At 60.2% G+C, this 22,444-nt stretch carries 19 protein-coding genes; 11 read left to right on the top strand and 8 right to left on the bottom strand.

Annotated features, from left to right (window positions below; all coding sequences use genetic code 11):
- Positions 1 to 151: 151 nt before the first annotated feature.
- Entirely contained in the window at positions 152 to 1,936 is a 1,785-nt protein-coding gene (locus PIB16_RS26050) for a methyl-accepting chemotaxis protein (protein ID WP_271046653.1), read from the bottom strand.
- A 271-nt stretch (positions 1,937 to 2,207) separates the two neighbouring features.
- Between PIB16_RS26050 and PIB16_RS26045 the strand changes: the two genes are divergently transcribed.
- The 7 genes from PIB16_RS26045 to PIB16_RS26015 all read left to right on the top strand — a co-directional run bounded on the left by PIB16_RS26045 (position 2,208) and on the right by PIB16_RS26015 (position 9,039).
- Entirely contained in the window at positions 2,208 to 2,681 is a 474-nt protein-coding gene (locus tag PIB16_RS26045) for a VOC family protein (protein ID WP_065656063.1), read from the top strand.
- A 262-nt stretch (positions 2,682 to 2,943) separates the two neighbouring features.
- A complete protein-coding gene (locus PIB16_RS26040) occupies positions 2,944 to 4,287 on the top strand; it encodes an extracellular solute-binding protein (RefSeq protein WP_065656064.1) in 1,344 nt (447 codons plus the stop codon).
- 82 nt (positions 4,288 to 4,369) lie between these two features.
- Entirely contained in the window at positions 4,370 to 5,260 is an 891-nt protein-coding gene (locus tag PIB16_RS26035) for a carbohydrate ABC transporter permease (RefSeq protein ID WP_271046652.1), read from the top strand.
- A 7-nt stretch (positions 5,261 to 5,267) separates the two neighbouring features.
- Complete coding sequence (locus PIB16_RS26030; RefSeq protein WP_065656066.1) at positions 5,268 to 6,152, top strand: ABC transporter permease subunit; 885 nt, start codon at positions 5,268 to 5,270, stop codon at positions 6,150 to 6,152.
- A 33-nt stretch (positions 6,153 to 6,185) separates the two neighbouring features.
- The gene (locus tag PIB16_RS26025; RefSeq protein ID WP_271046651.1) at positions 6,186 to 7,307 is read left to right on the top strand and encodes a sn-glycerol-3-phosphate import ATP-binding protein UgpC; all 1,122 of its coding nucleotides are present in this window, start codon (positions 6,186 to 6,188) and stop codon (positions 7,305 to 7,307) included.
- Positions 7,308 to 7,457: 150 nt separating this feature from the next.
- The gene (locus PIB16_RS26020) at positions 7,458 to 7,724 is read left to right on the top strand and encodes a hypothetical protein (protein ID WP_271046650.1); all 267 of its coding nucleotides are present in this window, start codon (positions 7,458 to 7,460) and stop codon (positions 7,722 to 7,724) included.
- Positions 7,714 to 9,039, top strand: a complete 1,326-nt coding sequence (locus tag PIB16_RS26015) for an LLM class flavin-dependent oxidoreductase (protein WP_271046649.1) — start codon at positions 7,714 to 7,716, stop codon at positions 9,037 to 9,039. Before PIB16_RS26020 ends, PIB16_RS26015 begins: the two co-directional genes overlap by 11 nt.
- Positions 9,040 to 9,142: 103 nt before the next feature.
- Here PIB16_RS26015 and PIB16_RS26010 read toward each other — a convergent pair whose 3' ends face one another.
- The 7 genes from PIB16_RS26010 to PIB16_RS25980 all read right to left on the bottom strand — a co-directional run bounded on the left by PIB16_RS26010 (position 9,143) and on the right by PIB16_RS25980 (position 17,389).
- Positions 9,143 to 9,970, bottom strand: coding sequence for a carbohydrate ABC transporter permease (locus PIB16_RS26010; protein WP_003520165.1), 828 nt, complete (start codon positions 9,968 to 9,970; stop codon positions 9,143 to 9,145).
- Positions 9,967 to 10,851 (bottom strand): carbohydrate ABC transporter permease, encoded by an 885-nt coding sequence (locus PIB16_RS26005; protein ID WP_174045045.1) that lies wholly within the window; start codon positions 10,849 to 10,851, stop codon positions 9,967 to 9,969. Before PIB16_RS26005 ends, PIB16_RS26010 begins: the two co-directional genes overlap by 4 nt.
- Before the next feature lie 68 nt (positions 10,852 to 10,919).
- A complete protein-coding gene (locus PIB16_RS26000; RefSeq protein WP_065656070.1) occupies positions 10,920 to 12,194 on the bottom strand; it encodes an extracellular solute-binding protein in 1,275 nt (424 codons plus the stop codon).
- Between the two features lie 73 nt (positions 12,195 to 12,267).
- Entirely contained in the window at positions 12,268 to 13,341 is a 1,074-nt protein-coding gene (locus PIB16_RS25995; RefSeq protein WP_271046648.1) for an ABC transporter ATP-binding protein, read from the bottom strand.
- A 7-nt stretch (positions 13,342 to 13,348) separates the two neighbouring features.
- Complete coding sequence (arfA, locus tag PIB16_RS25990; protein WP_080854735.1) at positions 13,349 to 14,860, bottom strand: arabinosylfuranosidase ArfA; 1,512 nt, start codon at positions 14,858 to 14,860, stop codon at positions 13,349 to 13,351.
- A gap of 123 nt (positions 14,861 to 14,983) precedes the next feature.
- The gene (locus tag PIB16_RS25985) at positions 14,984 to 15,913 is read right to left on the bottom strand and encodes an ArsR/SmtB family transcription factor (RefSeq protein WP_003520170.1); all 930 of its coding nucleotides are present in this window, start codon (positions 15,911 to 15,913) and stop codon (positions 14,984 to 14,986) included.
- 183 nt (positions 15,914 to 16,096) lie between these two features.
- Positions 16,097 to 17,389 carry an ABC transporter substrate-binding protein gene (locus PIB16_RS25980; protein WP_271046647.1) on the bottom strand — a complete coding sequence of 431 codons (1,293 nt, stop codon included), beginning with the start codon at positions 17,387 to 17,389 and terminating at the stop codon, positions 16,097 to 16,099.
- A gap of 112 nt (positions 17,390 to 17,501) precedes the next feature.
- Here PIB16_RS25980 and PIB16_RS25975 point away from each other — a divergent pair, with 112 nt between their 5' ends.
- Genes PIB16_RS25975 through PIB16_RS25960 form a run of 4 tightly spaced genes read left to right on the top strand, consistent with a single transcriptional unit; the run spans position 17,502 to position 22,234 of the window.
- Positions 17,502 to 18,566, top strand: a complete 1,065-nt coding sequence (locus PIB16_RS25975) for a LacI family DNA-binding transcriptional regulator (protein WP_271046646.1) — start codon at positions 17,502 to 17,504, stop codon at positions 18,564 to 18,566.
- Positions 18,559 to 20,436 (top strand): DUF2264 domain-containing protein, encoded by a 1,878-nt coding sequence (locus PIB16_RS25970; RefSeq protein ID WP_271046645.1) that lies wholly within the window; start codon positions 18,559 to 18,561, stop codon positions 20,434 to 20,436. Before PIB16_RS25975 ends, PIB16_RS25970 begins: the two co-directional genes overlap by 8 nt.
- The gene (locus tag PIB16_RS25965) at positions 20,433 to 21,449 is read left to right on the top strand and encodes a hydroxyacid dehydrogenase (protein WP_125146364.1); all 1,017 of its coding nucleotides are present in this window, start codon (positions 20,433 to 20,435) and stop codon (positions 21,447 to 21,449) included. The genes PIB16_RS25970 and PIB16_RS25965 overlap by 4 nt, the downstream gene beginning before the upstream one ends.
- Positions 21,446 to 22,234 (top strand): sugar phosphate isomerase/epimerase family protein, encoded by a 789-nt coding sequence (locus tag PIB16_RS25960; protein WP_271046644.1) that lies wholly within the window; start codon positions 21,446 to 21,448, stop codon positions 22,232 to 22,234. The genes PIB16_RS25965 and PIB16_RS25960 overlap by 4 nt, the downstream gene beginning before the upstream one ends.
- Positions 22,235 to 22,444 lie beyond the last annotated feature (210 nt).

Genomic DNA, 22,444 nt, shown 5'->3' with positions numbered 1-22,444 from the left:
CTCCTCTTTCGTGTCCGAGATCGTCGCCAAACGCTCGAATACGAGTAGAATCAACACCGTGCGCCATGTCCACCAAATTTAAACCGGACAGCAGTGGGACAAGCCCGAGGACGACGTTGGCGTGATTGGCTCGGCTTGCTGAGGCCTCACCCTAAAAGTCCTGCCACTCCTCATGCTTGACGGCAACCGCAGCGGAACCACGCGCCGCAAGCGGGCGGGGTGCGCTGCGATGCGAGTTCACCGGCGTGGATTGCTGCTCGAAGCCGCTGCGCGCTGAGGCGGAGGATCGGGCCATGTCCTCGAACCGGAATTGCCCGAGAAGTTCGAACAGGGCCGCCGCTTCCCGCGCAAGGCTGTGGCTTGCGGCGGTCTGTTCCTCGACCATGGCGGCGTTCTGCTGGGTGCCCTGATCGACGGTGTTGACCGCCTGATTGATTTCCGCGAGCGCCGTGGACTGTTCGCGCGCGGCATCGACAATCGCCACGACATTGGTGTTGATATCCCGCACCTGCTCGGCGATTTCCTGCAGGGCCGAACCCGCCCGGGTGACGAGGCCGACGCCGTTTTCCACCTGCGCGCCGGAGGCATTGATCAGGCTCTTGATTTCCTTTGCGGCCGTTGCGGAACGCTGCGCGAGTTCGCGAACCTCCTGCGCAACCACGGCAAAACCTTTGCCCGCCTCACCCGCGCGGGCGGCTTCCACGCCTGCATTCAATGCCAGAAGATTGGTCTGGAAGGCGATTTCGTCGATCACGCCGATAATGTTGGAAATCTCGCGTGATGATTTTTCGATCTGGTCCATGGCGCCGATCGCATCGCGCACCACCTGTCCCGAATGTTCCGCATGGTCACGGGCACGGGCGACGATCTTGCCGGCCTCTTCGGCGCGACGGCTCGAATCGTTGACGGCGGTGGTGATTTCTTCGAGCGCGGCTGCCGTTTCCTCGATGGAGGCGGCCTGCTGCTCCGTGCGTCTGGCGAGATCGTCGGCAGCGGACCTGATCTCGTTGGAACCGGAAGAAATGGCGCCGGCATTTTCAGACACCAGCGTCATGGCCCTTTTCAGCTTTTCCGAAGCCGCGTTGAAATCCGTGCGCAATCTTTCAAGCGAGGGGATGAAGGGTTTGTCGATGCTCTGGGCAAGATCGCCCTCGGCCAGATCGGTGAGACATTGCGCCAGCTTTTCGACATTTTCGACGCGGCCGGTCACGTCGGTCGCGAATTTGACGACCTTGAACACCTTGCCGTTGAGATCGAAGATCGGGTTATAGGACGCCTGAATGAAGACCTTGCGGCCGCCCTTGCCAAGCCGCATGAACTCATCCGCCACGAGATCGCCGCCGGCCAGCCTTTCCCAGAACTGCTTATATTGCGACGACTGCGTATAGGCCGGTTCGCAGAACATGGAATGGTGCCTGCCCTGCACTTCCGCCAGCGAATAACCGAGCGCGGCCAGAAAATTCTCGTTTGCGGTCAAAACCTCGCCGTTCGGGGAGAATTCGATGATGGCCTGCGCCCGTGACAGGGCATCGATCTTGCCCGCATCTTCCGCCGCCTTCAGCTTGCGGTCGGTAATATCGGTGGCGATCTTGACCACCTTCACCGGCTTGCCGCGACGAAACACCGGATTGTAGGACGCCTCGATCCAGACTTCCCGGCCGCCCTTGCCGATGCGCTTATATTGCCGCTGATCGAACTGGCCGGCCGAGAGCTTGGACCAGAAGGCCTTGTAATCCTGCGAGGACACGACCGCCGGCTCCACGAACATGCTGTGGTGCCTGCCGACGATTTCCGAAAGCTCATAACCGAGCGCCCGACAGAAATTTTCGTTGGCGTTGAGAATTTTTCCCGAAAGGTCGAATTCAATGATGGCCTGGGATTTGGAAAGCGCGGCGAGAACCGCAAAAGCATTGGCACCACGATCAAGAATACTCACGCGCGTTTCTCCGATGGAAAGGGATGATTCCTATTCAAAATCATTCGTGAATATTATGATTACATTCTTAAATAATATTTAAGGATAAAGTTGATGTTCATCATCTGAAGTTGCAGATACCGTGCAATGTGTTGCCTGCCGGTTTTTTCTCGCCGCCTTTTTTGGGAACGTTCGGCGCATGGTCGCATTTTATACCGAATGGGGAGCCGGCAATGGCCGGCGAATTTCCGCGCCGGCGCGACGACGATTTCAATTTGGGAGGAGCACACAAATGGAAAAGAACACGATCTGTATCTGGTACGACAAGGATGCCGAGGCCGCAGCCAGATTTTATGCCGAAACCTTTCCGGATAGCGCGGTAACCGGCGTTCACCATGCGCCGAGCGACTATCCCTCCGGCAAAAAGGGAGATGTGCTGACGGTGCAGTTCACCGTGGCAGGCGTTTCCTGCATCGGCCTCAATGGCGGGCCGGTCTTCAAGCAGAGCGAGGCTTTCTCGTTCCAGATATCGACCGAAGACCAGGAAGAAACCGACCGTTACTGGAACGCCATCGTCGGCAATGGCGGGCAGGAAAGCGCCTGCGGCTGGTGCAAGGACAAATGGGGCGTTTCCTGGCAGATCACGCCGCGCGTGCTGATGGAAGCCATGGCCGCCGGCGGCGCGGAGGCCAAACGCGCCTTCGATGCGATGATGGACATGAAGAAAATCGACGTCGCCGCCATCGAGGCTGCACGTCGCGGTTGACTGGCGAAAGCTGTTCAGCAGCAAGTAGCGAGGCAGGCCAAAAACCGGAAGCCCCTGATAAATAAGCTTAAAAGCCGGTTTTTCGTATTTGTCGCCCATTTTTCGCCGCGCAAAATGGGCTGCGCGGCCAGTCATCATAAAACGTTCAACAAACTGTAAGCCATCCGTCAAAGACGGCTGTTAGCAGAGCCTCCGTGGCTTCGTGCCGGGGACGTGAAGTCCTTGCCGAGCAGGCCATCATTCCAGCAACGGGGCTCAACTCATGAAATCTTCCGCTCTGACTTCCTTCGTGGCCGGCGTCGCCATCGCCGCCGCCTTCGGCGCCACCGCCGCCCAGGCAGAAAAGACCAAGTTCGAATTCTGGTACGGTCTTTCCGGCGATCTCGGCGACCGCGTGCAGGACACCTGCAAGAAGTTCAACGACTCCCAAGCCGAATTCGAGATCGTCTGCACCTCGCAGAACGATTACGAATCCACCCTGCAGAACACCATTGCCGCCTATCGCGCCAAGAAGCAGCCCGCCATCACCCAGATTTATGACGCCGGCACGCTGGACATGATGCTGTCCAAGGCTTTCGTTCCCGCCAAGAAGCTGATGGCCGACAATGGCTACAAGATCGACTGGAACAATTATTTCCCCGGCATCGCCAATTATTACGCCACGGCTTCGGGTGAATTGAACTCCTTCCCCTATAATTCTTCGACCGCGATGTTCTATTACAATGTCGACGCTTTCGAAAAAGCCGGCATCACCTTCAAGCCCGACACATGGGAACAGGTCGAAGAAGCTTCCAGGAAGCTGAAAGCCGCCGGTTTCGAATGCCCGCTCGCCTTTAACTTCGACACATGGATGCTGATGGAGCAGTTCTCCGCCATCCACAACCAGCCAATCGCCACCAAGGCCAACGGTTATCAGGGTCTGGACGCGGAACTTGCGATCAACAAGACCAAGTTCGTCGACCACGTGAAATTCTTCAAGAAGATGCAGGACGAGAAGCTGTTCGTCGTCAAGACCAAGCAGCTCGGCATGGATATCCTGCCGGCCTTCACCTCGCAGACCTGCCAGATGTTCATGACTTCCATCGCCAACCACGGCACCGTCGGCAAGTCCATGCCGGAAGGCGTGAAGTGGGACGTCGCCATGCTGCCGATCTGGAAGGGCACCGAACGCCACAACTCGCTGGTCGGCGGCGCTTCGCTGTGGGTCATGGCCGGTCGTCCGGAAGCCGAATACAAGGGCGCTGCCGCATTCCTGAACTTCATCGCCCAGCCCGACATGGTTGAGTGGTGGTCGACCGTTACCGGTTACATCCCGGTCACCAAGACCGGCTTCGACGCCATGAAGGCCAACGGTTTTTACGACAAGGCCCCCTATAAGGGCCGCGAAAAGGCCATCGAGAGCCTGACCTTTACGCCGCCTTCCGAATATACCCGCGGTATCCGCCTCGGCGGTTTCACGCAGATCCGCAAGGAAGTCGCCACCTCGCTCGAAGCCATCTTCATGCAGAACGCCGATATCCAGGCTGAACTCGACAAGGCCGTCGAGCGCGCCAATACAGGCCTGCGCCGCTTCGAAAAGACCTATGAAGGCGCCAAGCTGAACTAAGCGTTCTTTCCTCGCCGTCAAAGGCCTGTCCGGACAGTCGTTCGGGCAGGCCCGCCGAAATCTCGAACTCTGCCGGACTCCAATGGAAAAGCGTACCGTCTTCAAAAGCACATGGCTGCCTGTGCTCTTCGCCCTGCCGCAGTTTCTGCTTATCCTTCTGTTCTTCTATTGGCCGGTCGCGGCGGTGCTGAACTGGGCATTCACCCTGGAGCCGCCCTTCGGCGGCCAGGCGGAATTCGTCGGTTTGGCCAATTTCATCGAGACCTTCGGCGATCCGCTTTATTGGCAGTCTATCCTCACCAGCCTGATCTTTGCGGTCGCCGGGCCGTTTTTCGCGATCCTCATCGGCCTTGTGCTCGCCCTTGCGGTCGATCGCCAGCTTCCCGGCTCCGGCTTTTTCCGGGTGCTTTATATCCTGCCCTATGCGATTGCCGGTCCCGCCGCCGGCATGGCCTTCCGCTTCATCCTGTCGCCGGAACGCGGCATCGCCGCATCGCTGAATGGCTGGTGGCCCGATATCTGGAACCCGGCCAAATATGGCGAGCACGCGCTCATCCTCGTCATCGTCATCTTCATCTGGAAATGGGCGGGTTACACCTTCATCTTCCTGTTCGCCGGCCTGCAATCCGTGCCGCGTTCGCTGACCGAGGCCGCCGCCATGGACGGTTCCGGGCCCATTCGCCGTGCCATCGACATTCAGGTGCCGCTGCTTGCACCCACCCTGTTCTTCCTCACCGTCATCATGATGACCGAGGGTTTCGTCGGCGCCGATACGTTCGGCATCGTCGCCTCCACCACCGAGGGCGGCCCCAACCACGCCACCGAAGTGATGGTCTACCGCATCGTCAGCGAGGCCTTCGAGGGGCTGAACTATTCCGGCGCCTCTGCCCAGAGCCTCGTCCTCATCGGCCTCATCATGGTCTTCACCTTCATCCAGTTCCGCTTCGTCGAGCGGCAAGTCCATTACAAGTGAGGCGGCGATGATCCAGCGCACACCCTATGCCGACGCCCTGACCTATGCGATCATGGTGGCCGGCTTCGTCCTGCTCATCGGCCCTTTCATCGTCGTCATTTCCGGCGCCAGCCAGTCGGTCCAGCAGGTCAACAGCGTCCCCTTCAGCTTCATGCCGCAGGGCGAATTCTTCACCAATGCGCAGGCGGCCTGGCAACGCGCCAATCTTGGCAACGCCCTCCTCAACAGTATCATCATGGCGACGCTGGTGACCGTCGGCAAGGTGGCCCTCTCGGCCTTCACCGCCTTCGCCATCGTGTTCTTCCGTTCGCCGCTCAGGCATCTGTTCTTCTGGACGGTGTTCATCACCCTGATGCTGCCGCTCGAAGTGCGCGTGGTGCCGACCTATTCCGTCGCCGCCGATCTGTTCCAACCGTTCCGCTCCATCCTCGGCCTGTTCGGCATCGAGGTCACGTTGGAATGGAACCTGCTGAACTCCTATGCCGGCCTCACCCTGCCGCTGATCGCCACCGCCACCGGCACCTTTCTCTACCGGCAGTTCTTCATGACGATCCCGGACGAGCTGGCGGAGGCCGCGCGCATGGACGGTTCGGGTGCGGCGCGTTTCTTCGTGGACATGCTGCTGCCGCTGTCGCGCACCAACATGCTGGCGCTCACCACCATCATGTTCGTTTACGCCTGGAACCAGTATCTGTGGCCGCTGCTGATGATCACCGATCCGTCCTACAAGACGGTGATGATGTCGCTGCGCGCGCTTCTGCCCGCCGATGACGGCACGCCGGACTGGAACGTCACGCTGGCCGGTTCCCTCATCATCATCCTGCCGCCGCTTCTCGTCGTGGCCTTCCTGCAACGCTGGTTCGTCCGCGGCCTCGTCTCGTCCGACAAGTAACAGCGCGGCTTTCAACAACAAGGTTTTCCCATCATGGCTCAGATCGATATCCGTCAGGTCCGCAAATCCTATGGCAAGACGCCCACCCTGCACGGCGTGGACCTCACCTTCGACTCCGGCGAATTCGTCGTCATCCTCGGCCCGTCGGGCTGCGGCAAATCCACGCTTCTACGCTTGATCGCCGGTCTGGAGGACATCACCTCCGGCGAGATCGCCATTGGCGGGCGGGTGGTCAACACGCTGGAACCGCGCGAGCGCGGCTGCGCCATGGTCTTCCAGAACTACGCGCTTTATCCGCATATGTCGGTGGCCGGCAATATCGGCTATGCGCTGAAGGTCGCGGGCGTTCCGAAGGCCGAACGCCAGCGCCGCATCGAGGAGACCGCAAAGATCGTCGGCCTTTCCGATTATCTTGAGCGCAAGCCCGCGGCCCTTTCCGGCGGCCAGCGCCAGCGCGTCGCCATGGCCCGCGCCATCATCCGCGAACCTGCGGTGTTTCTCTTCGACGAGCCGCTCTCCAACCTCGACGCCAAGCTGCGCGTGACCATGCGCGCGGAAATCCGCAAGCTGCACCAGCGCCTCTCCGCCACCTCCATTTTCGTCACCCACGATCAGGTGGAGGCCATGACGCTGGCCGACCGGCTGGTGGTGATGAACAGGGGCAATGTTGAGCAGGTCGGCCATCCGCTGGATATCTATCACCGCCCGGCCAGCACCTTCGTTGCCTCTTTCATCGGCTCGCCTGCCATGAACCTGTTCAACACGAGGGTGGAAGTGGAATCCCCCGCCGTGATGCTGCATGGCACGCCCGTAAAGCTCTTCCCCGAAACCGCGCTGGAACTGCGCGGCCGCGACGTGACCGTCGGCATCCGCCCGGAACAGTGCGTGGTCAGCACGGATGGCGCCGGCGTGCCGGCAGTTGTGGATTTTGTCGAAGAACTGGGCTCCGGCCGCATCGTCCATGCCGATATCGCCGGCGAGACCTTCTCCGCCGCCATCGGTGAGGACCTTTCGGTGAAACCCGGCCAGCGCATCCACCTCGATCTCCCCGCCGCCCACCTTCATTTCTTCGATCCGGCCACGGGAAAACGGATCGAAACCGAGGGCGCCGTCGAAACCACCCGCATCGGCAACGAGAAACTGCTGGCGGTTTAGGCCCGCGTAAGATGCCTCCGGTGCGGTTTCGGATATAGTCCACCCGCACCGGCTCCGGAAGCGATGGTGTCGAATGACTGATCAAATCGGATAAATCACATCAGAAAACCTATTTAATATATTGAATATTATATATTTCTTCATGGAAACTTGACAGCGAAAGCATCCACCGTCAACTGTCTTGCCGTGGCCACTGCGCCGTTGCACTTCAAAGATGACCGAGCGGCTACCGCCACGGGATCATCGCCAGATGCAGAATTTCAGCAAAAATCTTTCGGTTCGGAAATCATAATCGGAATAGTCTTTGCCGCGCCAATCCCCCGGCGGGGATATCGTCGCGACGAGCAAAGGCCTGCCTGCGGCAAACGCGCCGCGCAAGCCAAAACATCGACGAAAGTGAAGCCCAATGGCAAATGATCGCAAACTGCATCTCGGCGCCTTCATGCGGCCCGTCAGTCTCCACACGGGCGCATGGCGTTATCCGGGCGCCTTCCCCGATGCGAATTTCAATTTCGCCCATCTGGCGCGCTTCGCACAACAGCTTGAGGCTGCGAAGTTCGATGCATTCTTCATGGCCGATCATCTGGCGGTGCTGAACATGCCCACCGAGGCGCTGCGCCGCAGCCACACCGTCACCTCCTTCGAGCCCTTTACCCTGCTTTCGGCGCTCGCCGCCGTCACCTCCCGCATCGGGCTGGTCGCCACCGCCTCCACCACCTTCGATGAGCCATATCACGTCGCCCGGCGTTTCGCCTCGCTCGATCACCTCAGCAACGGTCGCGCCGGCTGGAACATCGTCACTACGTCAAATCCCGACGCGGCCCGGAACTTCGTCCGCGAGGAACAGCCGGATCATGCCGAGCGCTATGGCCGCGCTCGGGAATTTTACGATGTCGTCACCGGTCTCTGGGATTCCTTTTCCGACGACGCCTTTATCCGCGATGTCGACAGCGGGCTGTTCTTCGATCCCGAAAAGATGCATGTGCTGGACCACAAGGGACCGGAGTTTTCCGTGCGCGGACCGCTCAATATCGCGCGCCCGGTGCAGGGCTGGCCCGTCATCGTGCAGGCCGGAGCTTCCGAGCCGGGACGCCAGCTTGCCGCCGAGACGGCGGAGGTGGTTTTCGCCGCAACCCCCACGCTTACGGCGGGCAAGGCTTTTTATAAGGACGTCAAGGACAGGACTGTCGCCGCTGGCCGTTCACGCGACGGAATTGTCATCCTGCCGGGCGCTTTCGTTCTCGTCGGCGACAGCGTGGAGGAGGCCAGGGCCAAACGCGCCAAACTCGACAGCCTTGTCCACTATGACAGCGCAATCGCCTCGCTCTCGATTGCGCTCGGCCACGATGTTTCCGGCTTCGATCCCGATGGTCCCCTGCCTGATATTCCGGAAACGAACGCCAGCAAATCCAGCCGTGAAAGGGTGATCGAGCTTGCCCGAAGCGAGGGCCTGACGGTGCGCCAGCTTGCCCAGCGGCTGGGCGGTTATGCGGGCCTTGCCTTCGTCGGCACACCAAAGACCATCGCTGACGAGATGGAGCAATGGCTCCATGAAGAGGGTTCGGACGGTTTCAATGTCACCTTCCCTTTCCTGCCTGCCGGCCTCGACGACTTCACGACGAAGGTAGTGCCGGAACTGCAAAGGCGCGGGCTGTTCCGCAGGGACTATGAGGGGCCGACATTGCGCGACCATCTTGGCCTGCAACGACCAGCCAATCGTTTTTTCACCTGAATAAAGCGCCGTCGCGCCGATTGCGCTCCCGGTAGGGAGATTTTTCGCGCCACAGCTCTCCAGTCTCAAGAACGAGGTACTGACCGCCCTGCACAATGCCCACTCACCCCTTCACACCCGACGAAATCATGATCGCCTCCGTCACGCGCCGCTGGAAGATGACATAGGCGATGATGACCGGCAGGGCCGCCAGCATGGCGACGGCCATCAGCCGCGCATAGGCGACGCCGAAAGCGTCGTTGACCTGGGTGATGCCGACCGGGATCGTCATCATGTTTTCGGAAGTGACCACGAGGAAGGGCCAGAAGAAGGCGTTCCATACCGTAATGAAGGTCACGATCGCCATGGCGGTCGTGATGCCCCAGTTGAGCGGCAGATAGACCCGGAACAGGATCGTGTATTCACCGCCGCCATCCAGCACCACCGCTTCGCGCATCTCCTTCGGCACGCTGTCGAAAAACTGCTTGTAGACGATGATGACGATGGGCGTGATCAACTGCGGCAGGATGATGCCCGCCCAGGTGTTGATGAGGTTGAGGTTCTTCATCAGGATGAACTGGGTGACGACCAGCGTTTGCGCCGGCACCATAAAGCTTGCCAGCACGATGCCATAAAGCAGCCGCCTGCCCGGAAAGCGTATCTGCGACAGCGCATAGGCGCAGAGCATGGAAATGAACAGCACCGAAATTGTGACGATGACGGCGACGCCGATGGAGTTCACATACCAGGTCATCAGCCGGGTATTGAATATCGCATTAAAATAAGCGCCGAGGCGGAACTCGTCCGGCAAAAGCGACATGTTGCCGGCAACGTTCTCATCGGCGCGAAGCGAGGTGACGAAGCTCCAGTAGAGCGGAAAAATCCAGACGAGGGCCGCCGAAAAAGTCAGCAGCGTCAGAACGAGGTTCTCGAGTTTTCTCATCGGGCTCATGAATTCCTCCGGATGCGCAGCAACTGGAACTGGAAAACGGAAACGATGACGATCAGCAGGAAAAGCACCGTCGCGACGGCAGACGCATAACCGCCATTGTTCATCTGGAAGGCCTCGCGATAGACCTTGAGAAGCAGAACGAAGCTGGAATTGAACGGCCCGCCGCCGCTTAAGAGATAGATCTGGTCGAATATCTTCAGTTGCAGGATCAGTTGCAGCGTCAGCACCAGCGCCGTCACCGGCCACAGAAGCGGCCAGGTGACGCGGCGGAAGCGCTGCCAGGTCGTCGCGCCATCCAGAGCCGCCGCCTCATAAAGCTCGGCCGGTATGTTCCGCAACCCGGCAATGAAGAGGAGCACATTAAAGCCGTTCGTCCACCAGATGGTGACGACGGCGACCATCGGCATGACCCAGTAGGGGTTCTTGAAAACGGCGACGGGTTTGCCCGCCAGCAGCGATATGACCGGCTGGAGAATGCCGAACTGCAGATCGAGCATCCACGCCCAGATTTCGGTGACGACCGAAACCGGCAGCACATAGGGCAGGAAAAACAGGCTCATGGCAATCGTCTGTTTCACGCCCGAAAGGCGGCTGATGGCGAGAGCGATCATCAGGGCGATGACGGTCGTGGGCACGACGGTCAAAAGCACGAAATAGCCGTTGTTCTTGAGCGAGGTGACGAACAGGCGGTCGCCCAGCAGCTTTGCGTAATTCTCCAGGCCGACCCAGTTTCCCTCACCGATCAGCGGCGCATCGGTGAAGCTCATGCGCACCATCTCTATCAGCGGATAAAGAAAGAAGGTGGTGAAGACCAGAACGAACGGCGTCACCATCGACAGCGCGATCAGCGATTTCTTGCGCCGGTTTTCAATCATTGCCATGGAATGTCTCCGGGAGCTTGCGCATTGCAGCCTGCCCTGCGGCCTCAAACCGGAGGGCAGGCTGTCGATTACTTGAGCTTGCCCTGCAGCTCATCCTTGATCTGCTCCACGGCGTCGGTGCTGCTCATGAAGCCCTGAATGGCAGGGGCGATCACGTTGAGAGCGGCGTCATAGGCGGGGGAAGCGACCCCGGTTATGGTGGTCTTCGGATCGAACACCGCCGCTTCCGCCAGCGAGGCATAGGTGGCATTCGGCTGCATCGCCTTGTATTCGCTGCTTTCGGTGATGGACTTGTAAGCCGGAATATGCCCGGCATCGGCCCAGCTGATGGCGTGTTTTTCCATCCAGCCGATCACCTTCATCACCGCAGCGCGTTTTTCGCCGGAGACCGTTTTATCGCCTTCATTCGGAATGGCGAAAGCATGGGAATCCGCCCAGGTGGCGCGCTTGCCCATCAGCGGCGGCACTTCCACCGCACTCCATTTGAAGCCGAGCTTGCCGTTCTTTTCCAGATCCTTGTAGGTCGGAACTTCCCAGACGCCGTTTAGCTGGAACGCGGATTTGCCGGCGGAAAACAGCGCCACCGAGGCTTCATATTCCGCCTGTTCCGGGGCCCAGCCGTTTTCCCGCCATCTGGACATGGTCTCGATGGCCTTTGCCGCCTTTTCGGCATTGTCGCCGGCCAGAACCTCTTTTTCAGTGACGAGTTCGCCGCCCTGTTGCGACAGCAGCGTATAAAAGACGCGCCACACCCCGCCTTCGCCACCCGATTGATAGGTGATCGGCGTCTGAACGCCATTGTCCTTCGCCCAGGCCAGCGCCTTCTCGAAATCCTCGATCGTCTTGATGCCGGTCAGCTTGCCCTCGGCGTCGAGATAGGGCGAGCCTTTGAGAAGATCGGCGTTGTAATAAAGGACAAGCGCGTGGATATCGAAGGGCACGGCGTAGAGTTTGCCGTTCTGGGTGGCTGCATCCACGGGTGCGCTGAAGAAGTCTCCAGCCTTCAGCCCCGCATCCTCGAGATCCTTTTCGGTGATTTCGCTCAGCACTTTTTCTTCAAGGCCAAGCGGCGCGCGTGACAGGTGATAGGTCATGATATCCGGCCCCTCCCCCACTGCGGAGGCAGTGCGCACCTTGGTATAAAAGGGCACGCCCCATTCGAGCGTCGTTCCCTTGATCTGGATGTCGGGGTGTTCCTTGTTGAAGGCATCGATCAACGCCTTCATGCGCACGCCGTCACCGCCCGACAGAAAGTCCCACCAGACGATATCCTGCTTCGCGAGAGCCGGCAGGGCGCTGAGACCCAGAGCCGCACCAACAAGCAATGTCTTGATCAGTCGCATCGTTCACTCCTCCCGTTTGATCGAACATCCCGTCGAGGGATGGTTTGCTGTTTCGAAAGACGCCTCCTCGCGCCTATCGCAACCGTCTGCCGTTATCGTCGAAGACAAGGACATGGTCGGGCGAGGCGATAAGCGATACCGACCGGCCATCCAGCCTTTCCCGCGTGCCCTGCCGCTGCACGATGATTTCCTTCCCGGATCCGGTGCGGGTATAGAGGTAGGAAAGATCGCCAAGCTCTTCCGCGACCTCGACGACGACCGGCAAGGCGCCCTGTTCCGTAATCGTCAGATGCTCCGGCCGAATTCCGATCTCGACCCGCTGGCCGGGGGAAACGGACTGGGCAAGCCGGGCCCTGAAATGCCCCGCCCCACCCTCGGGCGCGAGCGTCACGATGCCATCCACCTGGGAGACGATATCGGCCCGCAGGAAGTTCATCGCGGGCGATCCGATAAACCCGGCCACGAAACGATTGTCCGGATCGTCGTAAAGGGTAAGCGGTGCCCCCGCCTGCTGCACGATGCCGCCCTTCAGCACGAAAATCCTGTCCGCAAGCGTCATGGCTTCCACCTGGTCATGCGTGACATAGATCATCGTCGCGCCCAGCTTGCGGTGAAGCCGGGTCAGTTCCAGCCGCATCTGCACACGCAGTTCGGCGTCCAGATTGGACAGCGGCTCATCGAACAGGAAAACCTTCGGCTGCCGCACGATGGCCCGGCCGATGGCCACGCGCTGCCTCTGGCCGCCGGAAAGCTGCGAGGGCCGTTTGTGCAGATGCTCCTCAAGCTGGAGGATTCGCGCGGCCTCGCCCACCCTCTCCGTCACTTCCGCCTTCGGTCGGCGGGCAAGACGCAGGCTGAACGCCATGTTCTCGAACACCGTCAGATGCGGATAGAGCGCATAGTTCTGGAACACCATCGCAACCCCGCGATCCGCCGGTTCGACCGCGGTGACATCACGCTCATCGATGGCGATGCGCCCGCCGCTGGTTTCCTCAAGGCCGGCGATCATGCGCAACAGGGTGGATTTTCCGCAGCCGGAAGGCCCCACGAAGACCGCGAAGCTGCCGGCTGGAATTTCCATCGAAACATCCCGGATCGCCGCGAAGGATCCGAAGGACTTGGCGACATTGTTGAGACGGACACCCATGGCCGCCTCACTGAACCTTCAGCCGCAGCACATGATAGGACAGCGCCGGCACCGAACCCTTCAGCGCCCCGTCCTCCACGGCGACGCCGCTGCCCGGCACCGGCACAACGCGATCCGGCTGATCCGGCCCGTTGCCGAGGCGCAGATCATATCCCGCCATGGCAAGATGCAGGCTGAGAGTGGCGGATGAATAGCCGGTGAGGCTGACATCGATCTCCGCCGCCTCTGTCAGATGGCGGTTGAGCACGAACAGCGTCACGACGCCTTCCGCCTCGTCGTAAACACCGGCAACATCGAGATATTTGACGTCGTCGGCCGCGTTGCAATCGTAAGTCGGGCAATCGACGGCGACGTTCAGCGCGACGCCCCGGCCATAAAGCGAGGCGAACTGATAGGGATAATAGATCGTCTGCCGCCATGCAGGCCCGTTCTTTTCCGCCCGGATGGGGGCGATGACATTGACGAGCTGGGCGATGCAGGCGATGCGCACGCGGTCCGAACGGCGAATGAACTCATTGAGCAGGCCGGCGACAAAAAGCGCATCTTCGAAGTTGTATGTCTCTTCCAGAAGTGCGGGCGCTTCCGGCCAGTCCCAGCTCTTGATGCGTTTGCCGTCTTCTTCGCGGATATGATACCAGACGTTCCATTCGTCGAAGCAGATGGAAACCTCGTTCTTGGCGCGCTTCTTGGCCTTCACGTAATCGATGACGCCGGCGATCGTCTGGATATAGCGCCCGGTTTCCTCGATCTTGCCGAAATAATTCAGCGTGTCGCGGCTGTTATTGCCGAAATATTTGTGCAGCGAGATGTGGTCGACATTCTCATAGCACTCCTCCAGCACCTCGCGCTCCCATTCGGGATAGGTCGGCATGCCGTCATTGGAGCTGCCGCAGACAATCGCCTCAATCGTCGGATCGAAACCCTTGAAGGCCTTGGCGGTTTCATTGGCCAGCCGGCCATATTCCACCGCCGTCTTGTGACCGATCTGCCAGGGACCGTCCATTTCGTTGCCGAGGCACCACATTTTCACGCCGTGGGGCTTTTCCGCGCCGTGGCTGCGGCGCAGATCGCTGAGCGTGGTGCCGCCCGGAAAATTCACATATTCGAGGAAATTGCGGGCATCATCCAGACCACGGGAACCGAGATTGACGGCGAGCATCATCTCGATGCCGGCCATCTGCGCCCAGTCGGCGAATTCGTTGATGCCGATCTGGTTGGTTTCCCTGGAGCGCCATGCGAGATCGAGACGAATGGGGCGCTGGTCGCGCGGCCCAATGCCGTCTTCCCAGCGATAGGCGGAAACGAAGTTGCCGCCGGGATAACGGATGGCCGGAATTTTCAGGTCTTGCACGAATTTCAGAACGTCCCTGCGGAAGCCATTCGCGTCCGCCTGCGGATGGCCGGGCTCATAGATGCCGCCATAGATGGCACGCCCCATATGTTCGATGAAGGCGGAATAAAGACGATCGTCGATACGCCCAATCCGGAAGTCCCGGTGGACTGAAACCCGCGCTTTCATAAGGCTCTCCTCCCCTGCGCATTTATATCTCAAAATATGATATGAACCATATTTGATAATATAGTTGCCGAGGGAATCCGCGCCTGTCAACCGCGAAAATCATACTTTTGAAAATTGGCTGGATCAGCCTGCGGTGCGCAGGCGCAGAACGATGTCCTGATCGTAATTCCCGAAGCCGCGGCCAAAAATATTCAGCCCGCCCGGATGTTTTGCATCGGCCTTGACCTCGATGCGCAGGCGGATGGAACGGTGGCTGGTCAGATCGATATCCGCCAGCGTCACATCCGAAATCCGGGTTCCGTCGACATAGGTTCCCTGCGCGGTGATGCGCCAGGTCTTGAGCATGCCATATTGGGAACCGGAGAGCTTCCACCAGTCCGGCGTAAACGCACCGCGCTTGTCGCCGAAGTCGCCGGGTGAGGTCCAGACCCCGATTTCCCGGCCGTTGACGGATAGCGTAATATCGGACGGCCAGTTGCTGTGCGTTCCCGGCACTTCAGAGCTGACCTCCATCGAAAACTCGATTTCCTCGACTTCCCGCCCCTGAATCTTGGCATTATTGGGAAATTGATATTCCACGAAGCCGGAGGTCAACCACAACAGCGCCGCCTTCATGCGGTCCGGATCCATGAATGTATCGGGCACATCGAGCAGGCCGATGATGCCCTCCGGCGAGCAGATACCGCAGGGCGCGGTTACCGAACTTTGGGTGTAAAGACCGAGCGGCATGGCGACCGCGATGTAATTTGATGCGACCGGCGCCTCGGGTTTGCGGAAGGAAACAATGAGTTCGTCGCAGGTGGCAAAGCATATTTTCTGGTTGCCCTTGCGCGCCTTGCGCGTTTCGGTTCGCAGCAGCCCCGCCTCCTCGAGAACGGCCACGCCGGCGGAAACGGTGGACTGGGGGAGCTCCAGCCTCTGCGCAATTTCGTTGACGTTGAGGCCGCTCGCTTCATGCAGCAGCTTCAATATCTGCACGCGGATCAGCGACGCCGCCGCTTTCAGGACATCAAATTCTTTTTCAGCATCAACGAGGAGGAAATTGGGCGCCATATTCTAATCTTCAGATTTATCGATCCAGATCAGAATTTCTGGCTTAAATGCCATGCACTTGTCCAGTGCTGTTTGTCATGCGGACGCTTTTGAAAGGCGTGAAACGCCATCCACCCCTGTCACTTCACAAAAAAGAGCACCGCCACACGGTCTCGACGCCGCGTGGCGGTGCCCGTTTCGTCGTCAGCCGCGCTTGCGCAGGGTCCGCGTGCCGGTGTCGACGAGGTTTTGCGCCGCTTCATCCACGCTGGCGCGGCCGAAGGCGAGCGAATCGGCGATGGGGCGCATCACGCCGCGGTCGAACTCGTTGGCGCCGATCGGCGCGGGTTCCGGATAGGAATCGAGCTTGCCCGACAGGCTTTCGATATAATCCACCGTCTTGCGCTCGGTCTCGTTGAGACTTGGCAACAGGGCCTCACGCACGACCTTGGCCGGCGGCACGCCACGCTCGACGCCGAGCACCTTGCCTGCTTCCAGATCGTTGACGAAGAAGTTGATGAATTTCGCCGCCGCTTCCGCATTGGTCGAGGTGGACGAAATGGACCAGATGAGGCCCGGCCGGTAATAATGCCCGGTCGGCTTGCCCGGCCCCTCGCCCGGCAGCATGCCGATGGACAGCGTTTGTTTATTGAGCTTCTGATAACCGACAAGCTGGTTGGAATAGGCAAAGCCGATAGCCGAATTGCCGAGCGTCAGGGCGTTGGATTCGATGGTATTGTCGTCGCGTGTCTGGATATCGGCGGAAACGCAGAGCTTATTCTCGCGCAGGTCTTCCCAATAGGCGAACCATTCCTTCGCATCTTCCTTGTTGAAGCCAATGGTGCCGTCCTGAAACAGCAGCTTGCCGCGCTGGCGCAGCCAGACATCGAAAACATAATGATAACGCGCGCCATAGGGCACCGCCCAATAGTTCCGTTTTGCCGGACCGTTCTTCTTGAAATCGCGCGCCAGTTCCGAGAGCGCCTTCCAGGTGATCTGGTCCTGCGGCACGGAAACGCCGGCTTCCTTCAGCGTGTCAGCATCATACATCATGCAGAAGGAATTCAGCCCGAGGCCGACGCCGTAAAGCTTGCCGTCGATGCGGCAGAGATCGACCTCGCTTTTGCCGAAGGTGGAAAGATCGAGCGACTTGCCGACGAACTGGTCCAGCTCCATGCAGGCGCCACGGCCGGAATAATCGGCAATGGTGGAAGGTTCGAGCTGGAAGATATCGGCGACGTTGCGCCCCGCCATCGATGTCGCAAGCTTGGTCCAGTAATCGGAACCGGCGATCATTTCGCCGCTGATCTCCGTCTGCGGGTTTGCCTTCTGGTAAAGGGCGATCACGTCGTTGGTGCGCTTGCTGCGGTCGGCCGATCCCCACCATACGCAGCGAAGCCGGGTCTCAGCCGCGGCCGCGCGAAAACCACCCGCCGCCACGCCGAGACCGGCCAGCGCCGCCGTCACCAAAAATCCACGTCTGTCGATAGTTTGCATCTGCTCCTCCCGCGTTTTGCAAATTTTTCACTGACTACTTAAATTCTTGCAAATTTTCTTTGTTTGCAATATTTGCATCATATTAGATTTTTTTGCAAGCGCAGGAGACGATATGAACGATACGCCCGACATCAGCCGCCCGCGCCAGTCGGATATCGCCCAGCGCGCCGGCGTTTCCATCAGCACCGTCTCGCGCGTTCTTGCGGGAGAGAAAGGTATCAGCGCGTCGATCCAGACCAAGGTTCTGGGGGTGGCGGCGGAGCTCGGTTATCCGTTGCGACCGGTCGTAAACCAGACCGGCGGCGTGCCGCTGGAGGGCAAGAAAATCCTCGCACTCATGTCCGCCGAAAGGGCGACCGGCGATATCGGCGCTTTTTATCACGATATTTTCGACATGCTGCGCAGCCTTGCCCAGACCGATGGTTTCGAACTCGACATCCGGCTTTTGCACCAGAAACAGGTGGATGATGCGCTGACCCAGCGGGTCTGCGAGATGGACGGCCTTCTCGCCATCGGCCTCGATCCCGAGGATGAAATCATCCACCGCATCACGCAGGGTGTGCTGCAACCGGTTCTGGTCAACAGCGCCGATCCTTCGATGATGCTGGACTGCGTCTCGCCTTCCAATTTTTACGGCGGCGCGCTGGCGGCGCGGCGGCTGCTGGAACTCGGCCACCGCAAGGTCGCCTATATCGGCCCGCATCATCGCCACACCATCAGGGAACGTATGCGCGGCTTCCGCCACACGATCCTCGAGGAAGAGGGAACGACCTATGAGGAGTTTCTGCTTTCGACGGCGGATAGCGGCTTCGGACAGGCGGGCGACGCGGTTCGCCAGCTATTGGCCAAAAACCCTGAACTCACCGGCATTTTCTGCATGAATGATGCGATTGCGCTCGGCGCGCTGGGGGCAGCGCAGGAGCTTGGCCTCGCCGTGCCGGACGATCTTTCCATTATCGGCTTCGACGACCTGCCATTTGCCGAACTCTCCACCCCCCGTCTCAGCACGATCCGCGTCGACCGTCGAGAAATCGCCCGAGAGGCGGTGGAACTGATGCGCCGCCGGCTGACGGAACCTTCCGCCAATGCTCGCCAGGTGCAGCTCGGTGTGCAGCTGGTGGAAGGACAGACGGCCGGCAAGGCGAAAAAGACGGGAAAGGCGGCACGCGATGCATGACACCATGAGTAAGCCCACCATGGCCAGATTCAATCCGCTGCACGGCAATCCGCTCAAAAGCCGCGCCGATGTCCGGCGGGCGCTGGATGAGAGTTTTGCGCCGCTTCTTCCCTATTTTTCGCCGGGCGGCGCAAGAGTGACGCTCAGCGGCGCCGCCGCGCATTTCGACCGGGCGGCGGCCGATCTGGAAGGTTTCGCCCGGCCGCTCTGGGGCATCGCACCGCTTGCGCTGAGCGGCGATCATTTCGACCACTGGCCGCTTCTGGCGCGGGGAATAGCCAACGGCACCGACCCTTCCCATCCCGAATATTGGGGCGACGTGCGCCAAAGGGATCAGCGGCTGGTGGAGCTTGCAGCCCTCGGTTTTGCGCTGAGGCTTGCGCCTCAGCACCTGTGGAAACCGCTCTCCAACACACAGAAAGACAATGTGCGCCGTTATCTGCTGACGGCGCGCGAGCGCAATTACGCCGACAATAACTGGAAGTTTTTCCGGGTGATGGTCGATATGGCGCTGGATCATCTCGGCATCGATTTCGACCGCAGCCTGACCGAAACATTCCAGAAGGAACTGGACGAATTCTATATCGCCGACGGCTGGTATCGCGACGGTAATTACCGCCGCATCGACCATTACATCGCCTTCGCCATGCATTTTTACGGCCTGATCTACGCGAAACTCAGCAAGCCTGACGATGCCTACGCCGCACGCTACCGGGAGCGGGCGCGCCTCTTCGCCGGCGATTTCGCCAGCTGGTTCGATGAGGATGGCGGCACGCTCGCCTTCGGCCGCTCCATGACTTACCGCTTCGCCTGCGGCGGCTTCTGGGCGGGTCTCGCTTTTGCCGATGAGGAGGCGCTGCCCTGGGGCGAAATCAAGGGGCTTTATCTGCAACATCTGCGCTGGTGCGCGAAAAAGCCGATTGCCGACCGTGACGGCGTGCTTTCCATCGGCTACGCCTATCCGCAGCTCACCATGTCGGAAAGCTATAATTCGGCGGGCTCGCCCTATTGGGCCTTTAAAGCCTTCCTGCCGCTCGCCCTGCCGGAAAGCCACCCCTTTTGGCAGGCGGAGGAAAAGCAGCCCGAAACATCCGCAAAACCAAAGCCACTCATTCACCCCGGCATGGTGATGATGCGGACCAGCGGCAATGTCACGGCGCTTTCCAGCGGGCAGGAAAACCTCTCCATGCGCGGCGGGCCGGAGAAATATGCCAAATTCGCCTATTCCTCCCGTTACGGTTTCGGCGTCGAAGTGGATGAGCGCGGTTTCAGGACCAACGGTTTCGACAATATGCTGGCCTTCTCCGAAGACGGCCTGCATTACCGCGTGCGCGAAACCAACGAGAAGGTTCTGCTGGCCGGGGAAAGCCTGCTGGCGACATGGAAGCCGTTCCCGGATGTGGCGGTTGAAACGACGCTGGTTGCGGCTGGCGGCTGGCATATCAGGCTGCACCGGATCACCTCTGCCCGCCCGCTTTCGGTGACGGAAGGCGGCTTCGCGATCAATCGCAACGATGGCGACCGCGATGCCGTGCACGAAGAGACCGGCCGGGCGACCGCCGATTGCGGCACAGACATATCCGCCATTGTCGATCTCGGCTCCAGCATAACCCGCCACGGCGTGGCGCTGAAGGCGCTGCCCAACACCAATCTCATCAATGCCAAGACCACGGTGCCGCAACTGCGGGGCGAGATTCCGGCGGGCGAAACCCTGCTTGCCTGCGCGGTCTTTGCTGGGGTGACCGGGCCAGAAAGCGAAACAGCGTTGGCGACAGCTCCGGCACTTCCGGATATGGAGGCGCTCGACCGCCTGTTTACGGAACGGGGCGTTCCGGTCAGCAGCATGGCGGCAACGGGAGAGCCGCAATGACGAGCCCGCTTCCGCGTCTCAGCCTTGCCATGGACCCGGAGCGAACCCAGCATGTGCTGACACCGCAGGCGCTCGAAAGGCTGTCGCAGAGCGTCCATATTCTCGACACGGGGCGGATCTGCGATTTCCACGATCCCGCAGTGAAGGAGCAGCTGGCGCGGACGGACATTCTTCTGACCGGCTGGGGCTGTCCGGATATCGGCGCGCGCGAGCTGGCGCTGATGCCGCGCCTCAGGCTGATTTCCCATGCCGCCGGCACGGTCAAATATTTCCTGTCGCAAGCGGTGTTCGATCGTGGCGTTACCGTGTGCAGCGCGGCGGAGGCGAATGCACAGCCGGTCGCCGAATTTTCTCTGGCGATGATCCTGCTCGCCGGCAAGCGCACCTTCGGCTTCCGACGCCTTTATCTGGAGCATCGCGACCGCGCCCCTGTCGAGCGATTGCAGGCGCAGGCCATCGGCAATCTCGGCCTGACGGTCGGCATCGTCGGCGCATCGCGCATCGGACGTCGCGTCATCAATCTGTTGCAGCCCTTCGATCTCAACCTCATCCTTTTCGATCCGCTTCTAAGCGCTGCGGAGGCGGAAAAGCTCGGCGTGCAGCTTGTGTCGCTCGAGGAGCTGATGGCGGTGAGCGATGTCATTTCGCTGCATGCACCCTCCCTGCCGCAGACGCGGCATATGATCGGCGCGGCAGCGCTTGCGCGCATGAAGGACGGCGCGACCCTGATCAATACGGCGCGCGGCGCACTGGTGGATGAAAACGCGCTTCTGGCCGAACTGAAAACCGGACGCATCGAAGCCGTCATCGACGTGACCGACCCGGAAGTGCCGCCGCCGGATTCACCCTTTTACAGCCTGCCGAACGTCTTCCTCACGCCGCATATCGCCGGCGCCACCGGGCTTGAACGCGCAAGGCTCGGCGACATGGCGATTGCCGAAATCGAACGCTTCTGCCACGCGGCACCTCTGCAACAACAGGTGCGGCCGGAACATCTGGAACTGATCGCATGAGATTTTTCGAGCCGGGCCTCTGCTCCGTCACCTTTCGCTCCCTGTCGCCACAGGCCGTCATCGAGCTTGCCGCCGCAAACGGCATCAGGTCCATCGAATGGGGTGCGGATATCCATGTACCGCCCGGCGATCTCGAAAATGCAAGGGATGTTGCGGCGCGGACGGCGCAAGCCGGCCTCTCCGTCTCCTCTTACGGCTCCTATATCTTTGCGCCGGATTTTGCGCCGGAAGATGTGACCGCCGTGCTCGAAACCGCAAAGGCCCTCGGAACCGGCCATATCCGCATCTGGCCCGGCAGCCGCAAACGCCCATCTGCCGATTACTCCCCCGGAGAACGCCGCGCGGCAACGGAAGCGCTGGCGACAATCGCCCGCCGGGCGCACGACCATGGCATCACAATCGGCCTCGAATATCACCCCAACTCACTGACGGACACCCTGCCCTCGGCCCTGCAACTCATGCAGGATTTGCCGATGCCCAACCTGTTTTTCTACTGGCAACCCGCCCCCGGCCTGCCGCTGGAAGACGCACTCGCGGAAATATCCGCACTCGGCCCACGCATCTGCCATCTCCACGTCTTCGCCTGGCTCGCCGACACCAGCCGCCTGCCGCTTCACGAACGCGCGGATTATTGGCGGGCGTGTGTGGATGCATTGCCGGAGAGCGAATGGACGAAACCGTCCTATGCGATGCTGGAATTCGTCAGGGGCGATGACATCGGCCAGTTTGGGGAAGATGCGGCGACGCTAAGCAAGATACTCGCTGGCCACAGAGCGGCAGATTAGCGCACGATCGAAACCTCGCGCGCGACGTCATTCTCGACCCTGTGCCGGGGATCTAATCATGTTGAACAAAATCAACACGTTGCAGATCCTCGGGACAAGCCCACTGCTGTCCGGTTTAAATTTGGTGGACATGGCGCACGGTGTTGATTCTACTCGTATTCGAGCGTTTGGCGACGATCTCGGACACGAAAGAGGAGCAACACCGTGCGG

It is taken from the genome of Agrobacterium sp. ST15.13.015, from assembly GCF_027871645.1.
GTDB classification, from domain to species: domain Bacteria; phylum Pseudomonadota; class Alphaproteobacteria; order Rhizobiales; family Rhizobiaceae; genus Agrobacterium; species Agrobacterium leguminum.
The sequence above is the reverse complement of the archived record's forward strand: the minus strand, read 5'-3'. Positions and strand labels throughout refer to the sequence as shown.